The 19,542-nt window shown below is 69.8% G+C and carries 12 protein-coding genes; 9 read left to right on the top strand and 3 right to left on the bottom strand.

Going from position 1 to position 19,542, the window contains the following annotated elements; all coding sequences use genetic code 11:
• The first annotated feature begins 112 nt into the window (after positions 1-112).
• The gene (locus ATL40_RS13780) at positions 113-1,879 is read left to right on the top strand and encodes an oleate hydratase (RefSeq protein WP_098470513.1); all 1,767 of its coding nucleotides are present in this window, start codon (positions 113-115) and stop codon (positions 1,877-1,879) included.
• Between the two features lie 374 nt (positions 1,880-2,253).
• Entirely contained in the window at positions 2,254-3,465 is a 1,212-nt protein-coding gene (gene fdhA, locus ATL40_RS13775; protein ID WP_098470044.1) for a formaldehyde dehydrogenase, glutathione-independent, read from the top strand.
• Between the two features lie 220 nt (positions 3,466-3,685).
• Here the strand turns inward: fdhA and ATL40_RS13770 are convergent, their stop codons facing one another.
• Entirely contained in the window at positions 3,686-5,140 is a 1,455-nt protein-coding gene (locus tag ATL40_RS13770) for a CCA tRNA nucleotidyltransferase (RefSeq protein ID WP_098470043.1), read from the bottom strand.
• A 41-nt stretch (positions 5,141-5,181) separates the two neighbouring features.
• Here ATL40_RS13770 and ATL40_RS13765 point away from each other — a divergent pair, with 41 nt between their 5' ends.
• The 7 genes from ATL40_RS13765 to ATL40_RS13735 all read left to right on the top strand — a co-directional run bounded on the left by ATL40_RS13765 (position 5,182) and on the right by ATL40_RS13735 (position 15,751).
• Positions 5,182-5,706 carry an NUDIX hydrolase gene (locus ATL40_RS13765; RefSeq protein WP_098470512.1) on the top strand — a complete coding sequence of 175 codons (525 nt, stop codon included), beginning with the start codon at positions 5,182-5,184 and terminating at the stop codon, positions 5,704-5,706.
• Positions 5,703-8,318, top strand: a complete 2,616-nt coding sequence (locus ATL40_RS13760; RefSeq protein WP_281254906.1) for a DUF6049 family protein — start codon at positions 5,703-5,705, stop codon at positions 8,316-8,318. The genes ATL40_RS13765 and ATL40_RS13760 overlap by 4 nt, the downstream gene beginning before the upstream one ends.
• On the top strand, positions 8,318-11,995 hold the full coding sequence (locus tag ATL40_RS13755) for a lipid II flippase MurJ (RefSeq protein WP_098470041.1): 3,678 nt from the start codon (positions 8,318-8,320) through the stop codon (positions 11,993-11,995). The genes ATL40_RS13760 and ATL40_RS13755 overlap by 1 nt, the downstream gene beginning before the upstream one ends.
• A 124-nt stretch (positions 11,996-12,119) precedes the next feature.
• Positions 12,120-13,130, top strand: a complete 1,011-nt coding sequence (trxB, locus tag ATL40_RS13750; protein ID WP_098470040.1) for a thioredoxin-disulfide reductase — start codon at positions 12,120-12,122, stop codon at positions 13,128-13,130.
• A gap of 49 nt (positions 13,131-13,179) precedes the next feature.
• The gene (gene trxA, locus ATL40_RS13745; RefSeq protein WP_098470039.1) at positions 13,180-13,506 is read left to right on the top strand and encodes a thioredoxin; all 327 of its coding nucleotides are present in this window, start codon (positions 13,180-13,182) and stop codon (positions 13,504-13,506) included.
• Positions 13,503-14,804, top strand: a complete 1,302-nt coding sequence (locus tag ATL40_RS13740) for an aminotransferase-like domain-containing protein (RefSeq protein ID WP_425443387.1) — start codon at positions 13,503-13,505, stop codon at positions 14,802-14,804. The genes trxA and ATL40_RS13740 overlap by 4 nt, the downstream gene beginning before the upstream one ends.
• A complete protein-coding gene (locus tag ATL40_RS13735; RefSeq protein ID WP_098470038.1) occupies positions 14,804-15,751 on the top strand; it encodes a D-alanine--D-alanine ligase family protein in 948 nt (315 codons plus the stop codon). Before ATL40_RS13740 ends, ATL40_RS13735 begins: the two co-directional genes overlap by 1 nt.
• A gap of 66 nt (positions 15,752-15,817) precedes the next feature.
• Here the strand turns inward: ATL40_RS13735 and ATL40_RS13730 are convergent, their stop codons facing one another.
• Both ATL40_RS13730 and ATL40_RS13725 read right to left on the bottom strand, forming a co-directional pair.
• Complete coding sequence (locus tag ATL40_RS13730; RefSeq protein ID WP_098470037.1) at positions 15,818-17,068, bottom strand: ParB/RepB/Spo0J family partition protein; 1,251 nt, start codon at positions 17,066-17,068, stop codon at positions 15,818-15,820.
• Positions 17,065-17,874: a ParA family protein gene (locus ATL40_RS13725; RefSeq protein WP_281254905.1), complete on the bottom strand. Its 810-nt coding sequence runs from the start codon at positions 17,872-17,874 to the stop codon at positions 17,065-17,067. The genes ATL40_RS13730 and ATL40_RS13725 overlap by 4 nt, the downstream gene beginning before the upstream one ends.
• Between the last annotated feature and the right edge of the window lie 1,668 nt (positions 17,875-19,542).

The following is a 19,542-nucleotide window of genomic DNA, read 5'->3' as shown; positions in this document are numbered from 1 at the left end:
TCCTCCTCACCGTGCACTTTCAGATGGCGTCATTAGGCTCGATACCGGACGACCGGCTGCGGGTCGCCCGGCCTTCCCCCAATGCCGCAGCACCGTCGAGGAGATGACGATCGTGCACTACAGCGCTGGAAACTACGAAGCCTTCGCCCGCCCCCGCAAACCGAAGGGGGTGGAGGAGAAGTCCGCGTGGTTCGTCGGTGCAGGCCTGGCCTCCCTCGCCGGCGCCGCCTTCCTCATCCGCGACGGGCAGATGAGCGGCGAGAAGATCACGGTGCTGGAGCGGCTCGCCCTGCCCGGTGGCGCGCTGGACGGGATCAAGGAACCCAAGAAGGGCTTTGTGATCCGTGGCGGGCGGGAGATGGAGGAGCACTTCGAGTGCCTGTGGGACCTGTACCGCTCGATCCCCTCACTGGAGATCGACGGCGCCTCCGTGCTGGACGAGTTCTACTGGCTGAACAAGGACGACCCGAACGTCTCCCACCGCCGCGCCACCGTGAACCGCGGCCAGGACGCGCACACCGACGGCAAGTTCGCGCTCTCCCAGGGCGTCCAGAACGAGATCGCCCACGTGTTCCTCGCCACCCGTGAGGACATGGAGAACAAGCGCATCAACGAGGTCTTCACCCAGGAGTTCCTCGACAGCAACTTCTGGCTCTACTGGCGCACGATGTTCGCGTTCGAGGAGTGGCACTCCGCCCTGGAGTTCAAGCTCTACCTGCACCGCTTCATCCAGCACATCGGGGGCCTGCCTGACCTCTCCTCCCTCAAGTTCACCAAGTACAACCAGTACGAGTCGCTCGTGCTGCCGCTGTACCGCTGGCTGCTGGACCAGGGCGTCACCTTCCACTTCTCCACCGAGGTGACCGACGTCGGTGTGCAGGTCGACGGCGAGCGCAAGCAGGCCACCCGCATCGACTGGGTGCGCGAGGGCGAGGCCGGGGGGGTTGATCTCACGGCGAACGACCTGGTCTTCGTGACGATCGGCTCCCTGACGGAGAACTCCGACGAGGGCGACCACCACACGCCGGCGCGCCTGAACACCGGCCCCGCACCGGCGTGGGACCTGTGGCGCACCATCGCCGCGAAGGACCCCGCCTTCGGCCGACCCGACGTGTTCGGTGCGCACATTCCGGAGACCAAGTGGGAGTCGGCGACCGTCACCACCCTGGATGCCCGGATCCCGGAGTACATCCAGACGATCTGCGGCCGCGACCCCTTCAGCGGCAAGGTCGTGACCGGTGGCATCGTCACCGCGAAGGACTCCTCGTGGCTGATGTCCTGGACCGTGAACCGCCAGCCCCACTTCAAGCAGCAGCCGGCGGACCAGATCGTGGTCTGGGTGTACGCCCTGATGACCGATACGCCCGGTGACTACACCGGCAAGACGATCCAGGAGTCCACGGGTGAGGAGATCACCCAGGAGTGGCTCTACCACCTGGGTGTCCCGGAGGCGGATATCCCCGAGCTCGCGGCCACCGGCGCCAAGACCGTGCCGGTGATGATGCCGTACGTGACGGCGTTCTTCATGCCTCGGCAGAAGGGCGACCGACCCGATGTGGTGCCGCAGGGCTCCGTGAACCTCGCCTTCATCGGCCAGTTCGCCGAGTCGAAGGAACGTGACTGCATCTTCACCACCGAGTACTCGGTGCGCACCCCGATGGAGGCCGTCTACACGCTGCTGGACATCGAGCGCGGGGTGCCGGAGGTGTTCGGTTCCACCTACGACGTGCGTTACCTGCTCAACGCCATGCACCGGATGCGCGACAACGAGCCCCTGAAGGTTCCGGGCGGGCGCCTGGGCAAGCACATGCTGCACAAGAAGGTCGACAAGACCGAGATCGGGCAGCTGCTCGCGCAGTTCGGGATCCTCGAGGACTGAGCAACGGGTCCGGCGGCGTGGGTTGCCCCCGCGCCGCCGGTTCACCCCCTGTACCACCCCGCAGGCACCCCACCCCCGCCGAGCGGGTGCCTGCGCAGCCCCACGGCGCCGCGAGGCGGCGCAACCGCACACTCGGCGGATGCGGCGCGGCGCAACCGCGCACTCGGCGGATGGGGGCCACACGCAACTGCATGCGGCACGGTGCTTGTTGCGCGCGACCCGTGCCCCGTGCACGTTCGTGCAATCCGACCGTTCGGATCGTTCCCACCCTTGCTCGCCATGAACGCGCGCGCGTAGCGTGCGAAGGCACCGGCACAGCGAGGTGTCGGCGCGGGCAGCGAGGCCCGTACACGCACATGGGAGGGGAGTCCCGCATGAGCGGCAACAAGACAGTGGTGTACAAGGGACCGGGAGAGGTCGCGGTCGAGTCCTTTGCGTACCCGAAGCTCGAGATCCCGCAGGAAGTGGCGGACGCGTTCGGCATCAAACAGGCCGCCCCACACGCCGTGATCCTCAAGCTCGTCACCACGAACATCTGCGGCAGCGACCAGCACATGGTCCGCGGCCGCACCACGGCCCCGATCGGTCAGACGCTGGGTCACGAGATCACCGGGGAGGTGGTCGAGATCGGCGACGACGTCCTCTTCCACAAGCCCGGGGACATCTGTTCAGTGCCGTTCAACATCGCCTGCGGTCGCTGTCGGATGTGCAACGAGGGCAAGACGGGTATCTGCCTCAACGTGAACCCAGCGCGCGCCGGCGCTGCGTACGGCTACGTGGACATGGGCGGCTGGCTCGGTGGCCAGGCCGAGTACGTGATGATCCCCTACGCCGACTTCAACCTGTTGAAGTTCCCGGACCGGGACGCGGCCCTCGAGCACATCCTCGATCTGACGATGCTCTCGGACATCTTCCCGACCGGGTATCACGGCGCGGTCTCGGCCGGTGTGACCACCGGATCGACCGTCTACGTGGCCGGCGCGGGTCCGGTGGGCTTGGCCGCCGCGTTCTCGGCGCAGCTGCTGGGTGCCTCGCACGTGATCGTCGGCGACATGCTCGACGCCCGGCTGAAGCAGGCCGAGAGCTTCGGGTGCTCCACGGTGAACCTGGCCTCCGGTGACTCGCTGGCGGACATGGTGGCCGACATCGTGGGTGAGCCGGAGGTGGACGCCGCGGTGGACGCCGTCGGTTTCGAGGCCCGTGGTCACGGAGAGGGTGCGGCGGAGGCGCCGGCGACGGTGCTCAACGACGTCATGAGCATTGCGCGCGCCGGCGCGGCGCTGGGCATCCCGGGGCTGTACGTGACCGGGGACCCGGGCGCGGTGAACGAGGAGGCCAAGCACGGCCAGATCGGTGTGCGGCTCGGGCTCGGCTGGGCCAAGTCCCACAGCTTCGTGACGGGTCAGTGCCCCGTGAAGAAGTACAACCGCAAACTGATGAACCTCATCCTCGCGGGGCGCGCCCCGATCGGGAAGGCCGTGAACGCCACCACGATCAGCCTCGAGGACGCCCCCAGCGGGTACAAGCAGTTCGACGCCGGGGCTGCCCAGAAGTTCGTCATCGACCCTCACGGCATGGTCGCCTGACCGGCACGGCTGAGGTCCGGGTGCCCGTTCGACGCATCGCGTGTCGCACGGGCACCCGGATGCCGGTGTCCGACGGCGAACGTCCTCTTGCGCACGCCCCACCCCCGCCGAGCGGGTGCCTGCGCAGCCCCACGGCGCGAAACGTCGGCGCAACCGCACGCTCGGCGAGAGAGGGGCGGCGCAACCACACGCTCGGCGGATGCGGGCGCGCGGGTGACCGCTACGGGCGGTTCGCCTCCCACCAGGCCCGCAGCTCCGCCGTCGCGCGCTCCGGCCCGAGGGGACCCTCCTCCATGCGCAGCGCCAGCAGGTGCTTGTAGGCCAGGCCGACCTCCCGCGAGGGGCCGATCCCGAGGATCTCCATGATCTGGTTGCCGTCGAGGTCCGGGCGCACCGCATCCAGTTCCTCCTGCTCGCGCAGTTCGGCGATCCGCGCCTCGAGGTCGTCGTAGGCGTGCGAGAGCCGCTCGGCCTTCTTGCGGTTCCGGGTGGTGCAGTCCGCGCGCGTCAGCCGGTGCAGACGCTCCAACTGCGGGCCGGCGTCGGTCACGTACCGACGCACCGCCGAGTCGGTCCACGCCGCCTCGCCGTACCCGTGGAAGCGCAGGTGCAGCGCGATCAGGTCGGTCACCGCCGCCGTGGTGGCCTTGTCGAACGCGAGCGCCCGCATCCGCTTGCGCGCCATCTTCGCGCCGACGATCTCGTGGTGATGGAAGGACACCCGCCCGCCGGGCTCGTTGCGCCGGGTGGCGGGCTTGCCGATGTCGTGCAGCAGCGCCGCGATCCGCAGCACCAGGTCGGGGCCGGGGACCGCGCCGTCAGGGCCGGTCTCCAGGTCGATCGCCTGCTCCAGCACCGTGAGGGAGTGGGCGTAGACATCCTTGTGCCGGTGGTGCTCGTCGATCTCCAACTGCATCGCGGGCAGTTCCGGCAGCACCACATCGGCCAGTCCGGTCTCCACCAGCAGCTCGATCCCGCGCCGCGGTGCGGGCGCCATCAGGGTCTTGACGAGTTCGCCCTGCACCCGTTCGGCCGAGACGATGGCCAGCCGCGGCGCGAGTTCGCTCATCGCGGCCATCACCTCGGGCGCCACATCCAGCCCCAGGGTGGAAGCGAACCTCGCCGCGCGCATCATCCGCAGCGGGTCGTCCTCGAAGGACTGCTGTGGGGAGGAGGGCGTGCGCAGCACACCGTCGGCGAGATCGGAAAGTCCGGAGAACGGGTCCACGAACGTCAGGTCCGGCAGGCGCACCGCCATCGCGTTCACGCGGAAGTCGCGGCGGGAGAGGTCGCCCTCGAGGGTGTCACCGAAGGCGACGGTGGGCTTGCGTGAGGTCGGGTCGTACTCCTCGGTGCGGTAGGTGGTGACCTCCACGATCGCCTCGCCCCGGCGGGCCCCGATCGTGCCGAACTCCCGGCCCATGTCCCAGGTGGCCTCCCCCCAGGCGCGCAGGATCCGCTCGGTGACCTCCGGGGGCGCGGAGGTGGCGAAGTCGTGGTCGTCGCTGCGCCGCCCGAGGAAGGCGTCCCGCACTGGGCCGCCCACCAGCGCCAATTCATGCCCGTCAGCGGCAAACATGTCCCCCAGGGGGGCGAGATCCGCGGCCACCTGAGTGAGGACCGACAGGGCCGTCCGCATCAGTTCCGCGGGGTGAGTTGGGGGCATGGCGCTCATGCTCCCCAGGTTCCCACGTCCGCTGACCTATGGTGGTCACCATGTCCGTTCCGTCCCCGGCCCCGCGCGTGCCGGGTCGACCGGGGCCGCCGACACCGCGCCCGGTTCGATCCGCCAGCACGCTCCCGGTGGTCGACGAGACCTCCGCCGGGGGTCTGGTGGTGGACGTGGTGCAGGGTCGAGCCTTCTGCGCCATCATCGCGCGGCGCAACCGTGCCGGACGCCTGGAGTGGTGCCTGCCGAAGGGCCACCTGGAGGGCGCGGAGACGGCACCCGAGGCAGCCGTGCGTGAGGTCGCGGAGGAGACCGGCATCACCAGTCAGGTGGTGCGCCATCTCGCCACGATCGACTACTGGTTCTCCGGACACGATCGCCGCGTGCACAAGGTGGTGCACCATTACCTGCTCGCGGCACTGGGCGGCGAGTTGACGATCGAGAACGACCCGGACCACGAGGCGGAGGACGTCGCCTGGATCGCGTTGGAGGACCTGCCGGGCCGACTCGCCTACCCGAACGAGCGCCGCATCGTGGCCATGGCGCGCCAGATCCTCGTCGGTGACGCGTGAACCGATCCCTCGGCCGCTCTCGCGTTCGCGGGACGGGCAGGGATGCGACTCGCCCGCGCCGCCCAGTCAGACCGCTCGGGCGCACCGGCCTCGCCGCCTTGCTGGCAGCCGTGACGCTGCCCTGGGCGGCCGGGGCCACTGCGACACCGACCGCCACGCCGACCCCCTCGCCGAGCGTGTCACCGCCGGTCGAGGAGCCCGCGGCGGGCGCTGGTGAGGTTCCCGACGACGCAGCCGCGGACTCCCTGAGCCTCACCATCGCCGATCTCGCCCCGGCCGTCGCGAGGCCCGGTGACACCCTGCGGCTCGAGGTGACCCTCATCAACACCACGGCGCAGGACCTGACCACCTCGGAGGTGATCTTCCGGGTGCAGCAGGAGGTGCCGACCACGCGGACGGCGCTTCAGCAGTGGTTCGACCCGGATCTGCCGGCCTCCGCCCGCCCGGTGCACGCGGAGACCTTCGAGGTGGAGGTACCCGCGGGCAGCAGCGTGACCACCGCGATCGTGGTGGGCGTGGACGAACTCGGGTTCCCGATCCGATACGACAACTGGGGCGCGCGGGGCATCGAGGTGGCCGTGGTGTCCGGGGACCGGTACGCCTCAGCCCGCACCATGGGCACCTTCTACCCGGACGAGGACGTGCTGGAGCCCGATCTCGACCTCGTCACGCTGCTGCCGATCACCGCCAGCGCCGCAGAGTGGCGCACGTCCATCGAGGAGGGCACCGCGGTGGCGGAGATCGCCGCCGAGCGGCTCACCGCACTGGCCGAGGTACCCGGCGTCACGTGGGGTCTGGACCCGCTGCTGCTCAGCGCGCAGGAGATCGCGGACAGTCAGGTCACGGGCCCCGGCGGTGTCGGGAGCGCGGCCGAGAGCGAAGCCGACGGCGCAGCCCCCTCCCCGCAGCCCTCCACGACGCAGCCCTCCACCCCGCAGGGCACGGACTCGGGTCCCGGAGCGGGCGAGTCCACCGCGCCCGCGCTGGAGCCGTCCGCGACCGAGAGCAGCACCTCCCCGGCTGACCCCGGTTCCTCGACCCCTGGCACGCCGGCGCCCACGAGTTCGGGTGCGCCTGAACCGGCCGACGAGACCCCCTCGCCCACAGAGCAGGGGCCGGTACCCGACGTGCCCCCGCCCACGCCGGGTGAGTTGCTGACAGAGACGTTGATCCTCGGCGCCGGGACGCGCGAGGTCATCGCCCTGCCGTGGGCCGATGCGGACCTGACCGCCTTCGGGCTCTCCGGCGGCTCGGGCAGCACCGTGCTCTCGCAGGCGATCACCCGTGCCCGCGAGCAGATGGCGGACGTGGACCTGGAGGCCACCTCCGTGGTGTGGCCGGCGCCCGAGGGCGTCACCGCGGACCTGCTCGGGGATACCGCCGGCTCGACCGGCGCGGTCCTGACCGGGAGCATGGTGGAGGAACCGATGCTGGATCCGATCGTGGGCCCCGAAGCGGGGGCCGCGAGCGCCGATACGAGCGACACCCCACCGGCCTCGACACCCACGGCATTGGGGACCGTCGAGACCTCAGGCGGCCAGGTTCCCGTGCTGGTCGCCGACGCCTGGATCGGTGAGGTGATGGCCGGGGAGGTGCAGGACGCCGTCGCCGCGGGCACCACAGCAGAACTGGCCCAGCGGCAACTCCTGCTCGCGCAGACCGCCGTCATCACGCGGGAGGACCGCGAGCCTCAGGTCGTGCTCGCGGCGCTCGAGCGATCGACGGCCGGCGCGATGACCCCTGAGGACGCCCGATCGTTGGCGGATGCTGTGACCCACTTGTTCGAGGCGCCGTGGATCACCTCCTCCGGCGTCGCCGAGGCCCTACAGGACGGCGCCGCCGGTGCGACCGAGCCCACACCGGAGGCCTCGCAGGCGACCGGGGGTGAGCCGACGACCCCGGGATCCACCGACGCGCCGTCCGTCCGCACCGTCACGCTGCCCGAGACCACCACCGTGGACGTCACCGCGTTCCGCGCCCTGGCCTCCGGCATCGAGCACACTCGCAGCGATCTCTCCTCCCTCGCCTCCGCACTGGAACCCGCCGACGTGCTGACCCCGCCGGCCACCTGGGCCACAGCGGCGAGCGCGGCGGCATGGCGGGTGGCCGGGCAGAGCGGAACCGACGCGTTGGAGGCGGCGAACGGCGTGGTGGACACCCTCACCTCCCGGGTGAGCGTGAGCGTCCCGGAGAGCCAGGTGAACCTGCTCGCCGAAGAGAGCGCCGTGCCCGTGGTCGTCATCAACGACCTGGACGTCACGCTCACGGCGCGCATCGTCGTCGACCCCGAGGAGCAGTCGCTGCGCGCTCCGGAGGAGCCGCAGGTCACGCTCGCGCCGGGTGCGACCACCACGGTGCGCGTGCCGGTCGTCGCGATCGCGAACGGCACGACCCTGGTCGATGTCAGCCTCTACACCCCGGACGGTCTTCGCCTGGGTCAGGCGGAGACCTTTGAGATCCGCGTGCGGGCCGAGTGGGAGAGCCTCGGGATCGGCATCGTGGCTGCCGTGTTCGGGGTCCTGCTGGTGATCGGCATCCTGCGCGCCGCCCGTCGAGGACGCCGCCGCGCCGATGGACACGTCCCGCCGCGGCGGGCAGGAAGGAAGACCTGATGGCCGGCTCACGTGGGGGGATCGTCGGCGCGAGCGCCACCATGTTCTCCGGGACGGCGGTCAGCCGCGCCCTGGGTTTCGTGCGCACCGCGCTCCTGGCGGCCGCCCTGACCACCATCGGTGGTGCCGCGAACAGTTTCGCGGTGGCCAACACCCTGCCCAACGTGGTCTCCATGCTGCTGGCCACCGGCGTGCTGAACGCGGTCATCGTCCCGCAGCTGGTCCGCGCGGCGCGGCTGCCGGACGGCGGTCAGGACTACACCAACCGGCTGCTCACCGTGGCGGGGGTCGCCCTCGCCGTGGTCACGGTGATCCTCACCCTGGGTGCCGCCCTCCTCGTGGACCTCTACGCCCTGCGATTCGACCCCGCATGGCTCCCCGTCGCGTACGCGTTCGCGTACTGGTGTCTCCCGCAGGTGTTCTTCTACGGCCTGTACACGCTGCTTGGCCAGGTGCTCAACGCCCGGAAGGTGTTCGGGCCGTACATGTGGGCCCCGGCGCTGAACAACGTCGTCGCCATCGCCGGGCTCGCCGTCTACCTCGCCACGTTCGGACGCATGCCACCCGAGCTGATCGCCGCCGGTGAGTTCGGGGCGGACCGGATCCTCCTCCTGGGGGGAACGGCCACGCTGGGGGTCGCGCTCCAGGCCTTGATTCTCATCATCCCGTTGTACCGCTCCGGCTTCCGGTATCGCCCGGCGTGGGGCTTCGAGGGTCTGGGCACCGCCAGCCGGGTCGCCATGTGGTCCTTCGCGCAGCTCGTGGTGGGGCAGCTCGCCTTCCTCGTGGTCTCCAACGTGGTCAACGCCGCCGGCGCCTACACCGACCCGGACATCGACCGCTACGTCGCCGGCAAGGCCGTCTACGACCTCGCGTTCCTGGTGGTGATGCTCCCGCAATCGCTCATCGTGGTCTCACTCGTCACCGCGATGTTCACCAGGATGTCGGAGAAGGCGGCCGCGGCGGACGCCGCCGGTGTCCGTGGTGACCTCTCCCTCGCCCTGCGCACCGTTGCGGTCTTCACCGTGCCGGCCGCGGTCATCCTGATGGTCACCGGCACCGGAGTAGCTCGCGTGATGACCCTGGCCGTGCAGACCGTCGAGACCGACGCGCTGGCCGGAATCGTCGTCGCGACCCTGGCGATCGGACTGCCGTTCCTGGGCTTCTGGACCGTGGTGCAACGCGTGCACCTGTCCTACCAGGACGCACGCGCCGTCTTCATGCTGCAGATCCCGATGGCGGTGGTGCAGGTCGCCATCGTGGCCGTCGGCCCGTTCTTCCTCCCCCCGGAGGTCTGGGTGGCCTGGGCGGGTCTCGGCATCAGCGTGTCCTACGCGGTCGGTGCCGTCCTGGGCTACCGCCGCCTGCGTCGCCGACTGGGGCGGGTGGACGGCCGCCGGGTGCTGCGCACCCACCTACGCCTGCTCCTGGCGACCGTACCTGCATTCATGGTCGGCCTGCCCCTGATGATCTGGGTCATCGGGCCCTGGAGCCTCGTGGTCAGCATGACGCGGCTCGCCGTCGTCATGATCCTCATGCTGGCGCTCTACCTGTGGACGGCGCGGCTGCTGCGCATCGAGGAGACGCACGTGCTCATGGCGCGTCTGGCCTCCATTGGCCGCCCTCTACTGGCGCGGGTGCTTACCATGATCCCGGGAGCGCGTACCAGCGCGCGTGGCACCACACAGCAGGGAGGGGACCGGTTGGGTTCCACCGACTCGGTAGAGACCGGGATGCTCCTGGCCGATCGCTACCGCGTCGGTCAGGAGGTCGGCACCGGTGCCTCCGGTGTGCGCCGGTGGCGCGGTCGCGACACCATCCTGGAACGGCCCACCGATGTGCTGTCCGTCTCCGGCCCGCACACCGCGAACGTGTTGGACTCCGCGCGCCGCGCCGCACTGGTCTCGGACGCCCGCCTCCCACGCATCATGCGCGTCGGCGAGTTCGACGGCACGGGCTACATCGTCACCGACCCCACCCCCGGGACCACACTGGCGCAGATCCTCGAGCAGGGACCACTCAGCACCGCCGTCGCTCGCTCCATCGCCGGGGAGGTCGCCGGCGCGCTGGAGGCCGGGCGTCGCCGCGGTGTGCACCACCTGGCCCTGGACACGCACAAGGTGGCCCTCACCAGCGCCGGCGCGGTGCGGGTGGCGGGCCTCGGTGTGGACAGCGTGGCCGCCGGTCAGACCACTGCTCCCGGTGGGATCGACGCCTCGGCGTTCGATGCGGCTGCGGTCATCGCCCTGCTGCGCGAGATGCTCGGTGCGCAGCCCGACGACGAGGCGCAGGCGTTGCTCGCGACCCTCCCCGAGCATCCACGCACCTGCTCACAGATCGTGGTCGCCTTGGCCCCGTGGCACCCCGTGCCGGACCTCGCACACCTCCTGGGTACCGACGCCGAGCCGGGGAGGGAGAATCAGGATCCCGAGCCCTCCGACTCGGCCGCAGACTCATCCGGGTCGGCCGCACCGAGCGCGGAGGCAGCGGCGGAATCGGAAGCGGCCGGGGAGGACCGGACCGAGCAGCGACGCGATACGTGGCTGGAGGACGAGGAGGTCGCCGAGGCGGTCGAGCGTGACCTGATCGCCGACACCGGCGAGCTCAGCGCGATCGCGCCGACGTGGCGACCACCGCTGCAGGAGATCACCGAGCCGCCGGCGGCGTTCGACGACGTGATCGGCACCGCGACCCTCTCCGACGGTGCCGATGAGGCCGACGGGGCCGACGAGGCCGATGGGGCCGACGAGGCAGCCGCACGAGAGCCCGGGAGCACTGCGGACGGCGCAGGAACCGTGGCTCCGGAGACGTCGGGGTCCATACCCGCGACGGGCTTCTGGCGACGCCTCGACGCCGTGATCCCGGCGGCCGATCGTGAGCTGGGGTACGGGGGCACGCAGTCACCCGCCGCGGTGGACGACACGGAGCCCGATGCCGCACAGGACGCCACTCCCGGCTCCCAGCAGGAGACGCCCCACGCCCCGGACACCTCCCGGTGGACGGTGCCCGCACCCGCCTCGTTCGCGGCGGCACCCGGGTTCGCCGAGGCAGCGTTCGGCGACCACGAGGTGGAGGCCGCTCCTGCGCGACACACCTCCGGGGAGGGCATCTCGGCCGTCGCCGCGGTTGCCGGCGGCCTGATCGATGGCGCCCGCCGCTCCTCCTCATCGGGCGAGGAGGAGGGTGCCGCACCCTCCCCGGCGTCGGGCGCGCCCATGGCTCCCGCGCTGGACACGGCCGTTGCGCCGGGGATCGACTCGGCGCCGGGCGACGCCGCCGATCCCGCGGAACCGGACCACACCACACCCAGCGACCCGGCTCCGGCAGTCGCCGAGAACGTGACGCCACAGCCCGCGTCCTACCCACCGCCCGCGCGCGCCGAGGAGGTCGTGGAGGAACCTCGACTGCCGGAGCACCAGGACGCCGACGAGATGGACCGCCCCTGGGGCGCCGTGAACGCGACACCCTGGGTGCTGCTGATCGTGGCTGTCGGTGTGCTGTGGGTGCTGTGGGCCGCGATCGGCTCGCTGGTGGATGCGGCACGCACGGGGCAGGCCGACTCGGCGCCCGCCTCGAGCGTGCAGGTGGACCCCACCGAGCCACAGGCCGGGGAACAGGGCGACGCCCACGATGCGCTACCCGCCCCGGGTGACATCCCGCCATTCCTGTTCTCCTGATCACCTCCGGGCACCCCGTTCCACCCGGGTCGCATCCCGTGGGCGGCGTGAACCGGGAGGCGGGAACAAGACCGCCACATCCGGGGTTGTCCCCCGCGAGCACTGACTACCAAGGAGTGAGGCCATGACCACGCAGACCGAACAGATCCATGACCTGGTGATTGTGGGGTCGGGTCCGGCGGGGTATACCGCGGCGGTGTACGCGGCGCGGGCGCGGTTGGCGCCGATCGTGTTCGCCGGGAGCGTGACGGCTGGTGGCGCGTTGATGAACACCACCGAGGTGGAGAACTTCCCCGGGTTCCCCGAGGGCATTCAGGGCCCGGACCTGATGGAGAACATGGCCGCCCAGGCCGAGAAGTTCGGCGCCGACATCCGCTTCGAGGACGTGGAGTCCCTCGACCTCACCAGCGATATCAAGACCCTCACCACGAGTGAGTCCGGCACCATCAAGGCCCGCGCGGTCATCCTGACCACCGGATCGGCCTACCGCGAACTGGGCCTACCCGAGGAGAAGACCCTGTCGGGGCGTGGGGTCTCCTGGTGCGCCACCTGCGACGGGTTCTTCTTCCGCGACCAGGAGATCGCCGTGGTCGGCGGTGGCGACTCCGCCGTGGAGGAGGCCACCTTCCTGACCCGCTTCGCCTCCAAGGTCACCCTCATCCACCGCCGCGACGAACTGCGCGCCTCCCAGATCATGACCGAACGCGCCCTGGCCGACCCCAAGATCGAGATGGCCTGGAACAGCGAGATCATCGCCATCCACGGCACCGAGAAACTCACCGGCCTCACCCTGCGCGACACCACCACCGGCGCCACCCGCCACCTCGCGGTCACCGGCCTGTTCGAAGCCATCGGGCACCTACCGCGCACCGAACTCCTGCACGGCCAGGTCGACCTGGACGAGGAGGGCTACATCACCGTGGCCCACCCCACCACCCAGACCAACCTGCCCGGCGTCTTCGCCGCCGGCGACGTCGTGGACCACACCTACCGCCAAGCCATCACCGCCGCCGGCACCGGCTGCTCCGCCGCCCTGGACGCCGAACGCTACCTCGCCACCCACCACGCCACCCCCGTCGGGGACACTCCCGCGGCGACCAGTGGACGCGAGGAGTCGCTGACCGGCGTAGTCTGAGGGCTTGCGGTCCGGCCCGCACCGTTCCCATGCCCCTCTGAGGAGAGTTGTGAGTAGCGTTCTCCAGGTCACAGACGACACGTTCGACGAGTTGGTCCTGCAGGCACCCGGAGTGGTGCTCGTGGACCTGTGGGCGCCATGGTGTGGCCCGTGCCGCCAGATGGAGCCGGTGATCGAGGAGCTCTCGCGCGAGCTGACCGGCGTGACCGTGGCGAAACTGAACACGGATGACAACCCCGGCGCCACCGCGTCGCTGCAGATCACCTCGATCCCCACGCTGCTGATCTACTCCCGCGGGGAGTTGGTGAAGACTCTCGTCGGCGCCCGACCCAAGGCCGCCATCCGCGACGCGCTCCAAGAGTACGCGGCGGTGTGAGCGTGACCGAGTCCCCCCGCGGCACACGCCTGGACCCCTGGCACGGCTCCTATGCGGCCCGCACCCAGGGTATGCGAGCCTCCGAGATCCGCTCGCTGTTCGCCGTCGCGAACCGCCCCGAGGTGGTGTCGCTTGCCGGCGGGATGCCCAACCTGGCGGACCTGCCGATGGAGCGCTACGCCGACACGATCGCGCAGATGCTGCGCATGCACGGGAGCCGCGCGCTGCAGTACGGCTCGGGCCAGGGCGAGGTGGAACTGCGTGAGCGCATCACCGAGGTGATGTCCCTGGAGGCCGTCAACGCCCACCCGGACGACGTGGTGGTGACCACGGGGTCCCAGCAGGCACTCGACCTACTGGCGCGGATCTTCCTGGATCCGGGTGACGTGGTGGTCGCCGAGGCCCCGAGTTACGTGGGCGCACTCGGTGTGTTCCGTGCCTACGAGGCGGACGTGGTCCACACCCCGATGGACGACGAGGGGTTGGTGCCGGAGGCGTTCGAGGAGACCCTCTCGCGGCTGAAACGCGAGGGTCGCCGGGTGAAGGTGTTGTACACGATCCCGAACTTCCAGAATCCCGGGGGCGTCACGATGTCACTGGCGCGGCGTCATGCCGTGATCGAGGTCGCGCGGCGCCACGGGGTGCTGATCCTCGAGGACGACCCCTACGGCCTCCTCAGCTTCGACGGCGAACCGCTCCCGGCCATGGCTTCCATCGCCCCGGACGACGTGGTGTTCCTCGGGTCCTTCTCCAAGACCTTCGCCCCCGGGTACCGCGTGGGGTGGGCCCACGCCCCGCACGCCATCCGCGAGAGGTTGGTGCTGGCGAACGAGTCCGCCATCCTGTGCCCGTCCAACGCGTCGCAGTTGAGCGTGGCGGCCTACCTCGCCAACTTCGACTGGCGTGCCCAGATCAAGGACTTCCGGGTGATGTACGCGGAGCGGCGCGACGCGCTGGTCTCCGCGCTGGCGGAATACATCCCGAATGCGTCCTGGACCACCCCGGAGGGCGGCTTCTTCGTCTGGGTGAGACTCCCGGCCGGATTGGACGCCCGGGAAATGCTGCCACGCGCGGTCACCGCACGCGTGGCGTACGTGCCGGGGACTGCGTTCTTCGCCGACGGCGCTGGCTCCACGCACATGCGGCTCTCCTTCTGCTACCCGACTCCGGAGCGCATCGTGGAGGGGGTGCGCCGCCTGGCCGGTGTGGTCAACGCCGAGGCGGACCTGGTCGCGATGTTCGGTTCCACGCAGCAGCACCCCCACGGGCTGGACGCCCCGGCCACGGGGACGACCTGATGGGCGCGACGAACATGGACGTACTGATCCTCGCGGGTGGGCTCTCCCATGAGCGGGAGGTCTCGCTCCGGTCGGGACGGCGCGTAGCCGATGCCCTCATCGACGCCGGTGCCTCGGTACACGTCAGCGACGTGGACGGGGAGATCCTTGGACTCATCGATTCGCTTCGACCCGATGTGGTCTGGCCGTTGCTCCACGGAGCGACGGGTGAGGACGGCTCGCTGCGTGACCTGTTGGAACTGCTCGGCGTGCCCGCGGTGGGCAGCGACGCCGCGGCCTCGCGCCTGGCCTGGAGCAAGCCCGTCTCGAAGTCCCTGCTGGCCCGCGAGGGGATCAGCACGCCCGCCTCGGTGAGCCTGCCGCAGGCCGTGTTCCGGGAGGTGGGGGCACGCGCCGTGCTGGAACGGGTCGTGGAACGCCTCGGCCTTCCCCTCGTGGTGAAGCCGGCCAAGGGCGGATCGGCGCTGGGGGTCTCCGTGGTCCACGAGGCCGCCTCCCTCCCACAGGCCATGGTGACCTGCTTCTCCTACGGCGATGTCGCGCTCATCGAGCGGTACGTCACGGGTGTGGAGGTCGCGGTGTCCGTGGTCGATCTCGGCGACGGTCCGCAGGCACTGCCTGCCGTGGAGATCGTGGTGGACGACGGTCCCAACGACTACGACGCCCGGTACACCACGGGGCGTACGGAGTTCTTCGCACCCGCTCGTCTGAGCGCGGAGGCCGCTCGGGAGGCCGGGCGGGTCGCCGTCACCGCACATCGCTCGCTCGGACTGCGTGGCCTCTCGCGCACCGACCTGATCCTCGACGACGCGGGGACGGCCTGGTTCATCGACGTCAACAGTGCGCCTGGGATGACGGAGACGTCTCTGTTCCCGCTCGCCGCGGAGACCGCCGGCTATCGGCTCCCTGAGCTGTACTTGAGGATGGCTCGGGCCGCGCACCCCTGAGCAACAGCGGGAGACCGCCGGCCGTGCGGTGCCACCTCGTGGCAGCGCACGGCGGCGGTGCGTGTGTCAGGCGCCGGTGTCCTGGTTCAGGCGTTGGGTCTCCTCGGGTGCGAGCGCGTCCATGATCCTGGTCAGATCGTCGAGGTTCGCGAACTCGATCGAGATCTTGCCCTTGCGCTGCCCCAGATTGACCTGGACCTTGGTGTCCCAGCGGTCCGAGAGCCGCCGTCCAAGGCCGGCGAGCGCTTCGGTGTGTGCACCCACCCGAGGACGCCGCCGGAGTTCCGGACGCACGGGGTCATCGTCACCCAGCGCCACGATCTCCTCGGTGGCCCGCACGCTGAGGCCCTCGGCCACGATCCGGTGGGCCAGGTTCTCCATCGAGGTCGGGTCGGTCAGTCCGAGCAGCGCCCGAGCGTGACCCGAGGAGAGAACGCCCGCTGCAACGCGTCGCTGTACTGCCGGCGGCAGCCGCAGCAGACGTAGCGTGTTGGAGATCTGGGGCCGGGAGCGAGCGATGCGGCGCGCCAGTTCCTCATGGGTGCATCCGAAGTCCTCGAGGAGCTGCGCATAGGCGGCAGCCTCCTCCAACGGGTTCAACTGCGCCCGGTGAAGGTTCTCCAAGAGGGCATCGCGCAGGAGGTCGGTGTCGGTGGTCTCCCGGATGATGGCGGGGACGGTCGTCGCACCCGCAAGGCGACTGGCGCGCCATCGGCGCTCACCCATGATGAGTTCATAGCCCGTGGCGCCGGCGCGGACGACGACGGGTTGCAGCACTCCGACCTCGCGGATCGAGGCGGCGAGTTCGGCGAGGTCGTCCTCGTCGAAGACTGTGCGCGGCTGGTGCGGGTTCGGGACGATCGAGTCCAGCGGCAGTTCGGCGAAGGACGCTCCCGGGACCGGCGCCAACTCCACGGTCTGGTTCTCCCGCACATCGTCCGGCGAGCGCCTCGGGGCCGGATGCTCGATCGGGGCGTGGGAGAGGGCGATGCCCTCCGACTCGGTGTCCACTGCCGAGCGCAGGTCGGCGTTCGCCGCCTCGTAGTGCTCGGGTCCCACCCCATCGAGTCGTCGGGCGCGATCGGTCGTCAGGTCGGTCGCGGGATAGTGGCCCGCGACCGCCGCCTGGGCGCTCGAGTCCTGGGAAGTTGTCCCATCGGAGGATTCGACCACTTTGGTTGGGCCGTCCGTGGCGGTCTCCGAGGGCGCGGCAACGGTGCGAGGAAAGAACACGTCGACGGGCCGATTCGTCGCGGGACCGTTCGGAATGAGCGCCCCCAGGCCGCGGCCCAGGCCGGTGCGTCGCTTGTCACTCATCGGTGGCTCTCCGTAGTCGCGGCTGCGGCGCCGCGGTCGCTGAGTTCTCGGGCAGCCTGCAGGTAGGCGAGCGCCCCGGAGGAGGAGGGGTCGTACGTCATCACAGTCTGGCCGTAGCTCGGTGCTTCCGAGATCCGCACGGACCGAGGGATGACGGCGCTGAGCGTCTCGTTCGGGAAGTGGCCACGGACCTCTCCCGCGACCTCGCGGGCCAGGTTCGTGCGGGTGTCGCTCATGGTGAGGAGGATCGTCGACACCGTCAGTTCGGGGTTGAGGTGCCCCTTGATGAGCTCGATGTTGTTCAGCAACTGGCTCAGACCCTCCAGCGCGTAGTACTCGCACTGGATCGGGATGAGGACCTCCGCGGCAGCGGTGAACGCGTTGACGGTCAGCAACCCGAGGCTGGGCGGGCAGTCGATGAACACGTAGTCCAGGCGTGGGAGGCCCTGCTCGTCACGCCACCGCAGGTACTCGGCGAGAGCTGTACGGAGGCGATACTCGCGACCCTCCAAGGAGACGAGTTCGATCTCGGCACCGGAGAGATCGACTGTCGCCGGCACGCACCACAGGCTCTCGAGGGCTCCCGAGACCGTCACGGCGTCCTGCATCGGCACCTCGCCGAGCAGCACGTCGTACGTGGACACCGTACCGGAGGGGTGCTCCACGCCGAGCGCCGTCGAGGCATTCCCCTGCGGGTCGTTGTCGATCACGAGGACTTCGAGGCCTGAGCGCGCCAGTGCTGCGGCGATGTTCACGGTCGTCGTCGTCTTGCCGACGCCGCCTTTCTGGTTCGCCACAGTAAACACGCGTGTAGATCGTGGTTTCTCGAACGTTCGTTCACTCAATGTGACCCGCCGCTGAGTGTCCCTGATCAGCTGCGCAGCCAGGGGGCTGTCCTCGTCGGCGGTCGGGAGGGACGAGATGAGCGCCTGCCGGCGCTCGGCGTCACTCAGGGAATCCGGCTTGGCTGCCGCCTGCTGCTCGGTCTCATGTGGCACCCGACCAGGATACGTCGTCGGCAGCGTCGGCACCGGAGCTACACGCCACATCGCACCACATCACCCGCGCATAGAGAGCGCACGGGCGCGCAGGAGCCCTTGCACCAGAGCGGGCGTGTTTGCTCGCGGGCCTCATCGCGGCAATCGCCGGCTCTCGCCCACGTCGGCCCAGAGAGCGTGGACCTACCCGAGCCCGGGGTGATGTTCCACGTGAAACCGCGCAATGGTAGTGCGGCAAGCCCATCTTCCGTGCGGAGTGTCCACGCCCGGTAGACCACGTCGAACTTGGGCAGTTCGACCCTGCCGCCGGCGCGTGCCTGGCCACGCGCACAACAGGTTGACGTACACAGCAGGTTCAGTCCGTGCGTGGTTCCACGTGAAACAGTTCGGCGTGCTTCCGTGGGTTGGGCGCCCGAGGCGCACAGCACACCACGAAGTACGCTGAGGCCCCCAGATGCGCCGCAGCTCAGTAGGACGTCTCGCGTGCGCACGGTCGAGCCCACACCCTCGACCGCCGCGATCCTACGAGAAGCGGGGCGCGCGACGAACGCGTATAGCGCCAGGACGAGACCAGCACGGGCACCGTTCCACGTGAAACACAGCACGGGCACCGTTCCACGTGAAACACAGCACGGGCACCGTTCCACGTGAAACACAGCACGGGCACCGTTCCACGTGAAACACAGCACGGGCACCGTTCCACGTGAAACACAGCACGGGCACCGTTCCACGTGAAACACAGCAGTGAGACCGTCGCCTGATGCAGCCGCAGTGAGGCCCTCACTGGAGCCAGTGTCCTCACGACCACGGTCGACTAGACACCACATCGCCGTTCATTGCAGGACGGCGGTACCTCATAGACGTCACGATGTCGGGAAGCTGCTTCAGTTCATCATTGTGCTCTCGGGCAACGCTCAGTGAACCCTTCGCGACTGCGCGGCCTGCCTCATCTGCGAAGGCACGACCACGACGGCCTGTGCCGGATAGACCGCCTTCTACCTGAACAGAGAGGCCGTCCGCGCTCAACCGTGGCGTGCGCACCTGACACGTGAAGCTGCGATGAGACTTACCCAGTGCGCCGGCCGGTGTGGCGCCACCGGCAGCCCGTCCCGGCTGGTCTGTCCTAACACTGACTGAGATTTCACACAGACGATTCACTCGTGGCCCACGGGGCATCGATCCTTCGCATCTGGATCTGGCGACACGCCGCCCCACCACGATCGGTGCACTGTTCAAGGCGAACAGAATCGGCTCGTCTGCCGTCACGCATACGGCACTGTGGAACAGACTCACAGCCCATGCGTCGCGCCCCAGTTCTTCAGATGAGACAGATTCCGAAGAAGAACGACCTGTGCTTCCTCTCGCGTTGAGGCGGCCAGGCTCGCTGCCAGCCGTTGTTATCGGCGGACCGCACCCGAGCCCATGTCTCTCGGATACCGGTCGGCACGGAGGCCTACGCCGGCGAGAGAATGAGGG

This window comes from Serinibacter salmoneus, from assembly GCF_002563925.1.
Classification (GTDB): domain Bacteria; phylum Actinomycetota; class Actinomycetes; order Actinomycetales; family Beutenbergiaceae; genus Serinibacter; species Serinibacter salmoneus.
The sequence above is the reverse complement of the archived record's forward strand: the minus strand, read 5'-3'. Positions and strand labels throughout refer to the sequence as shown.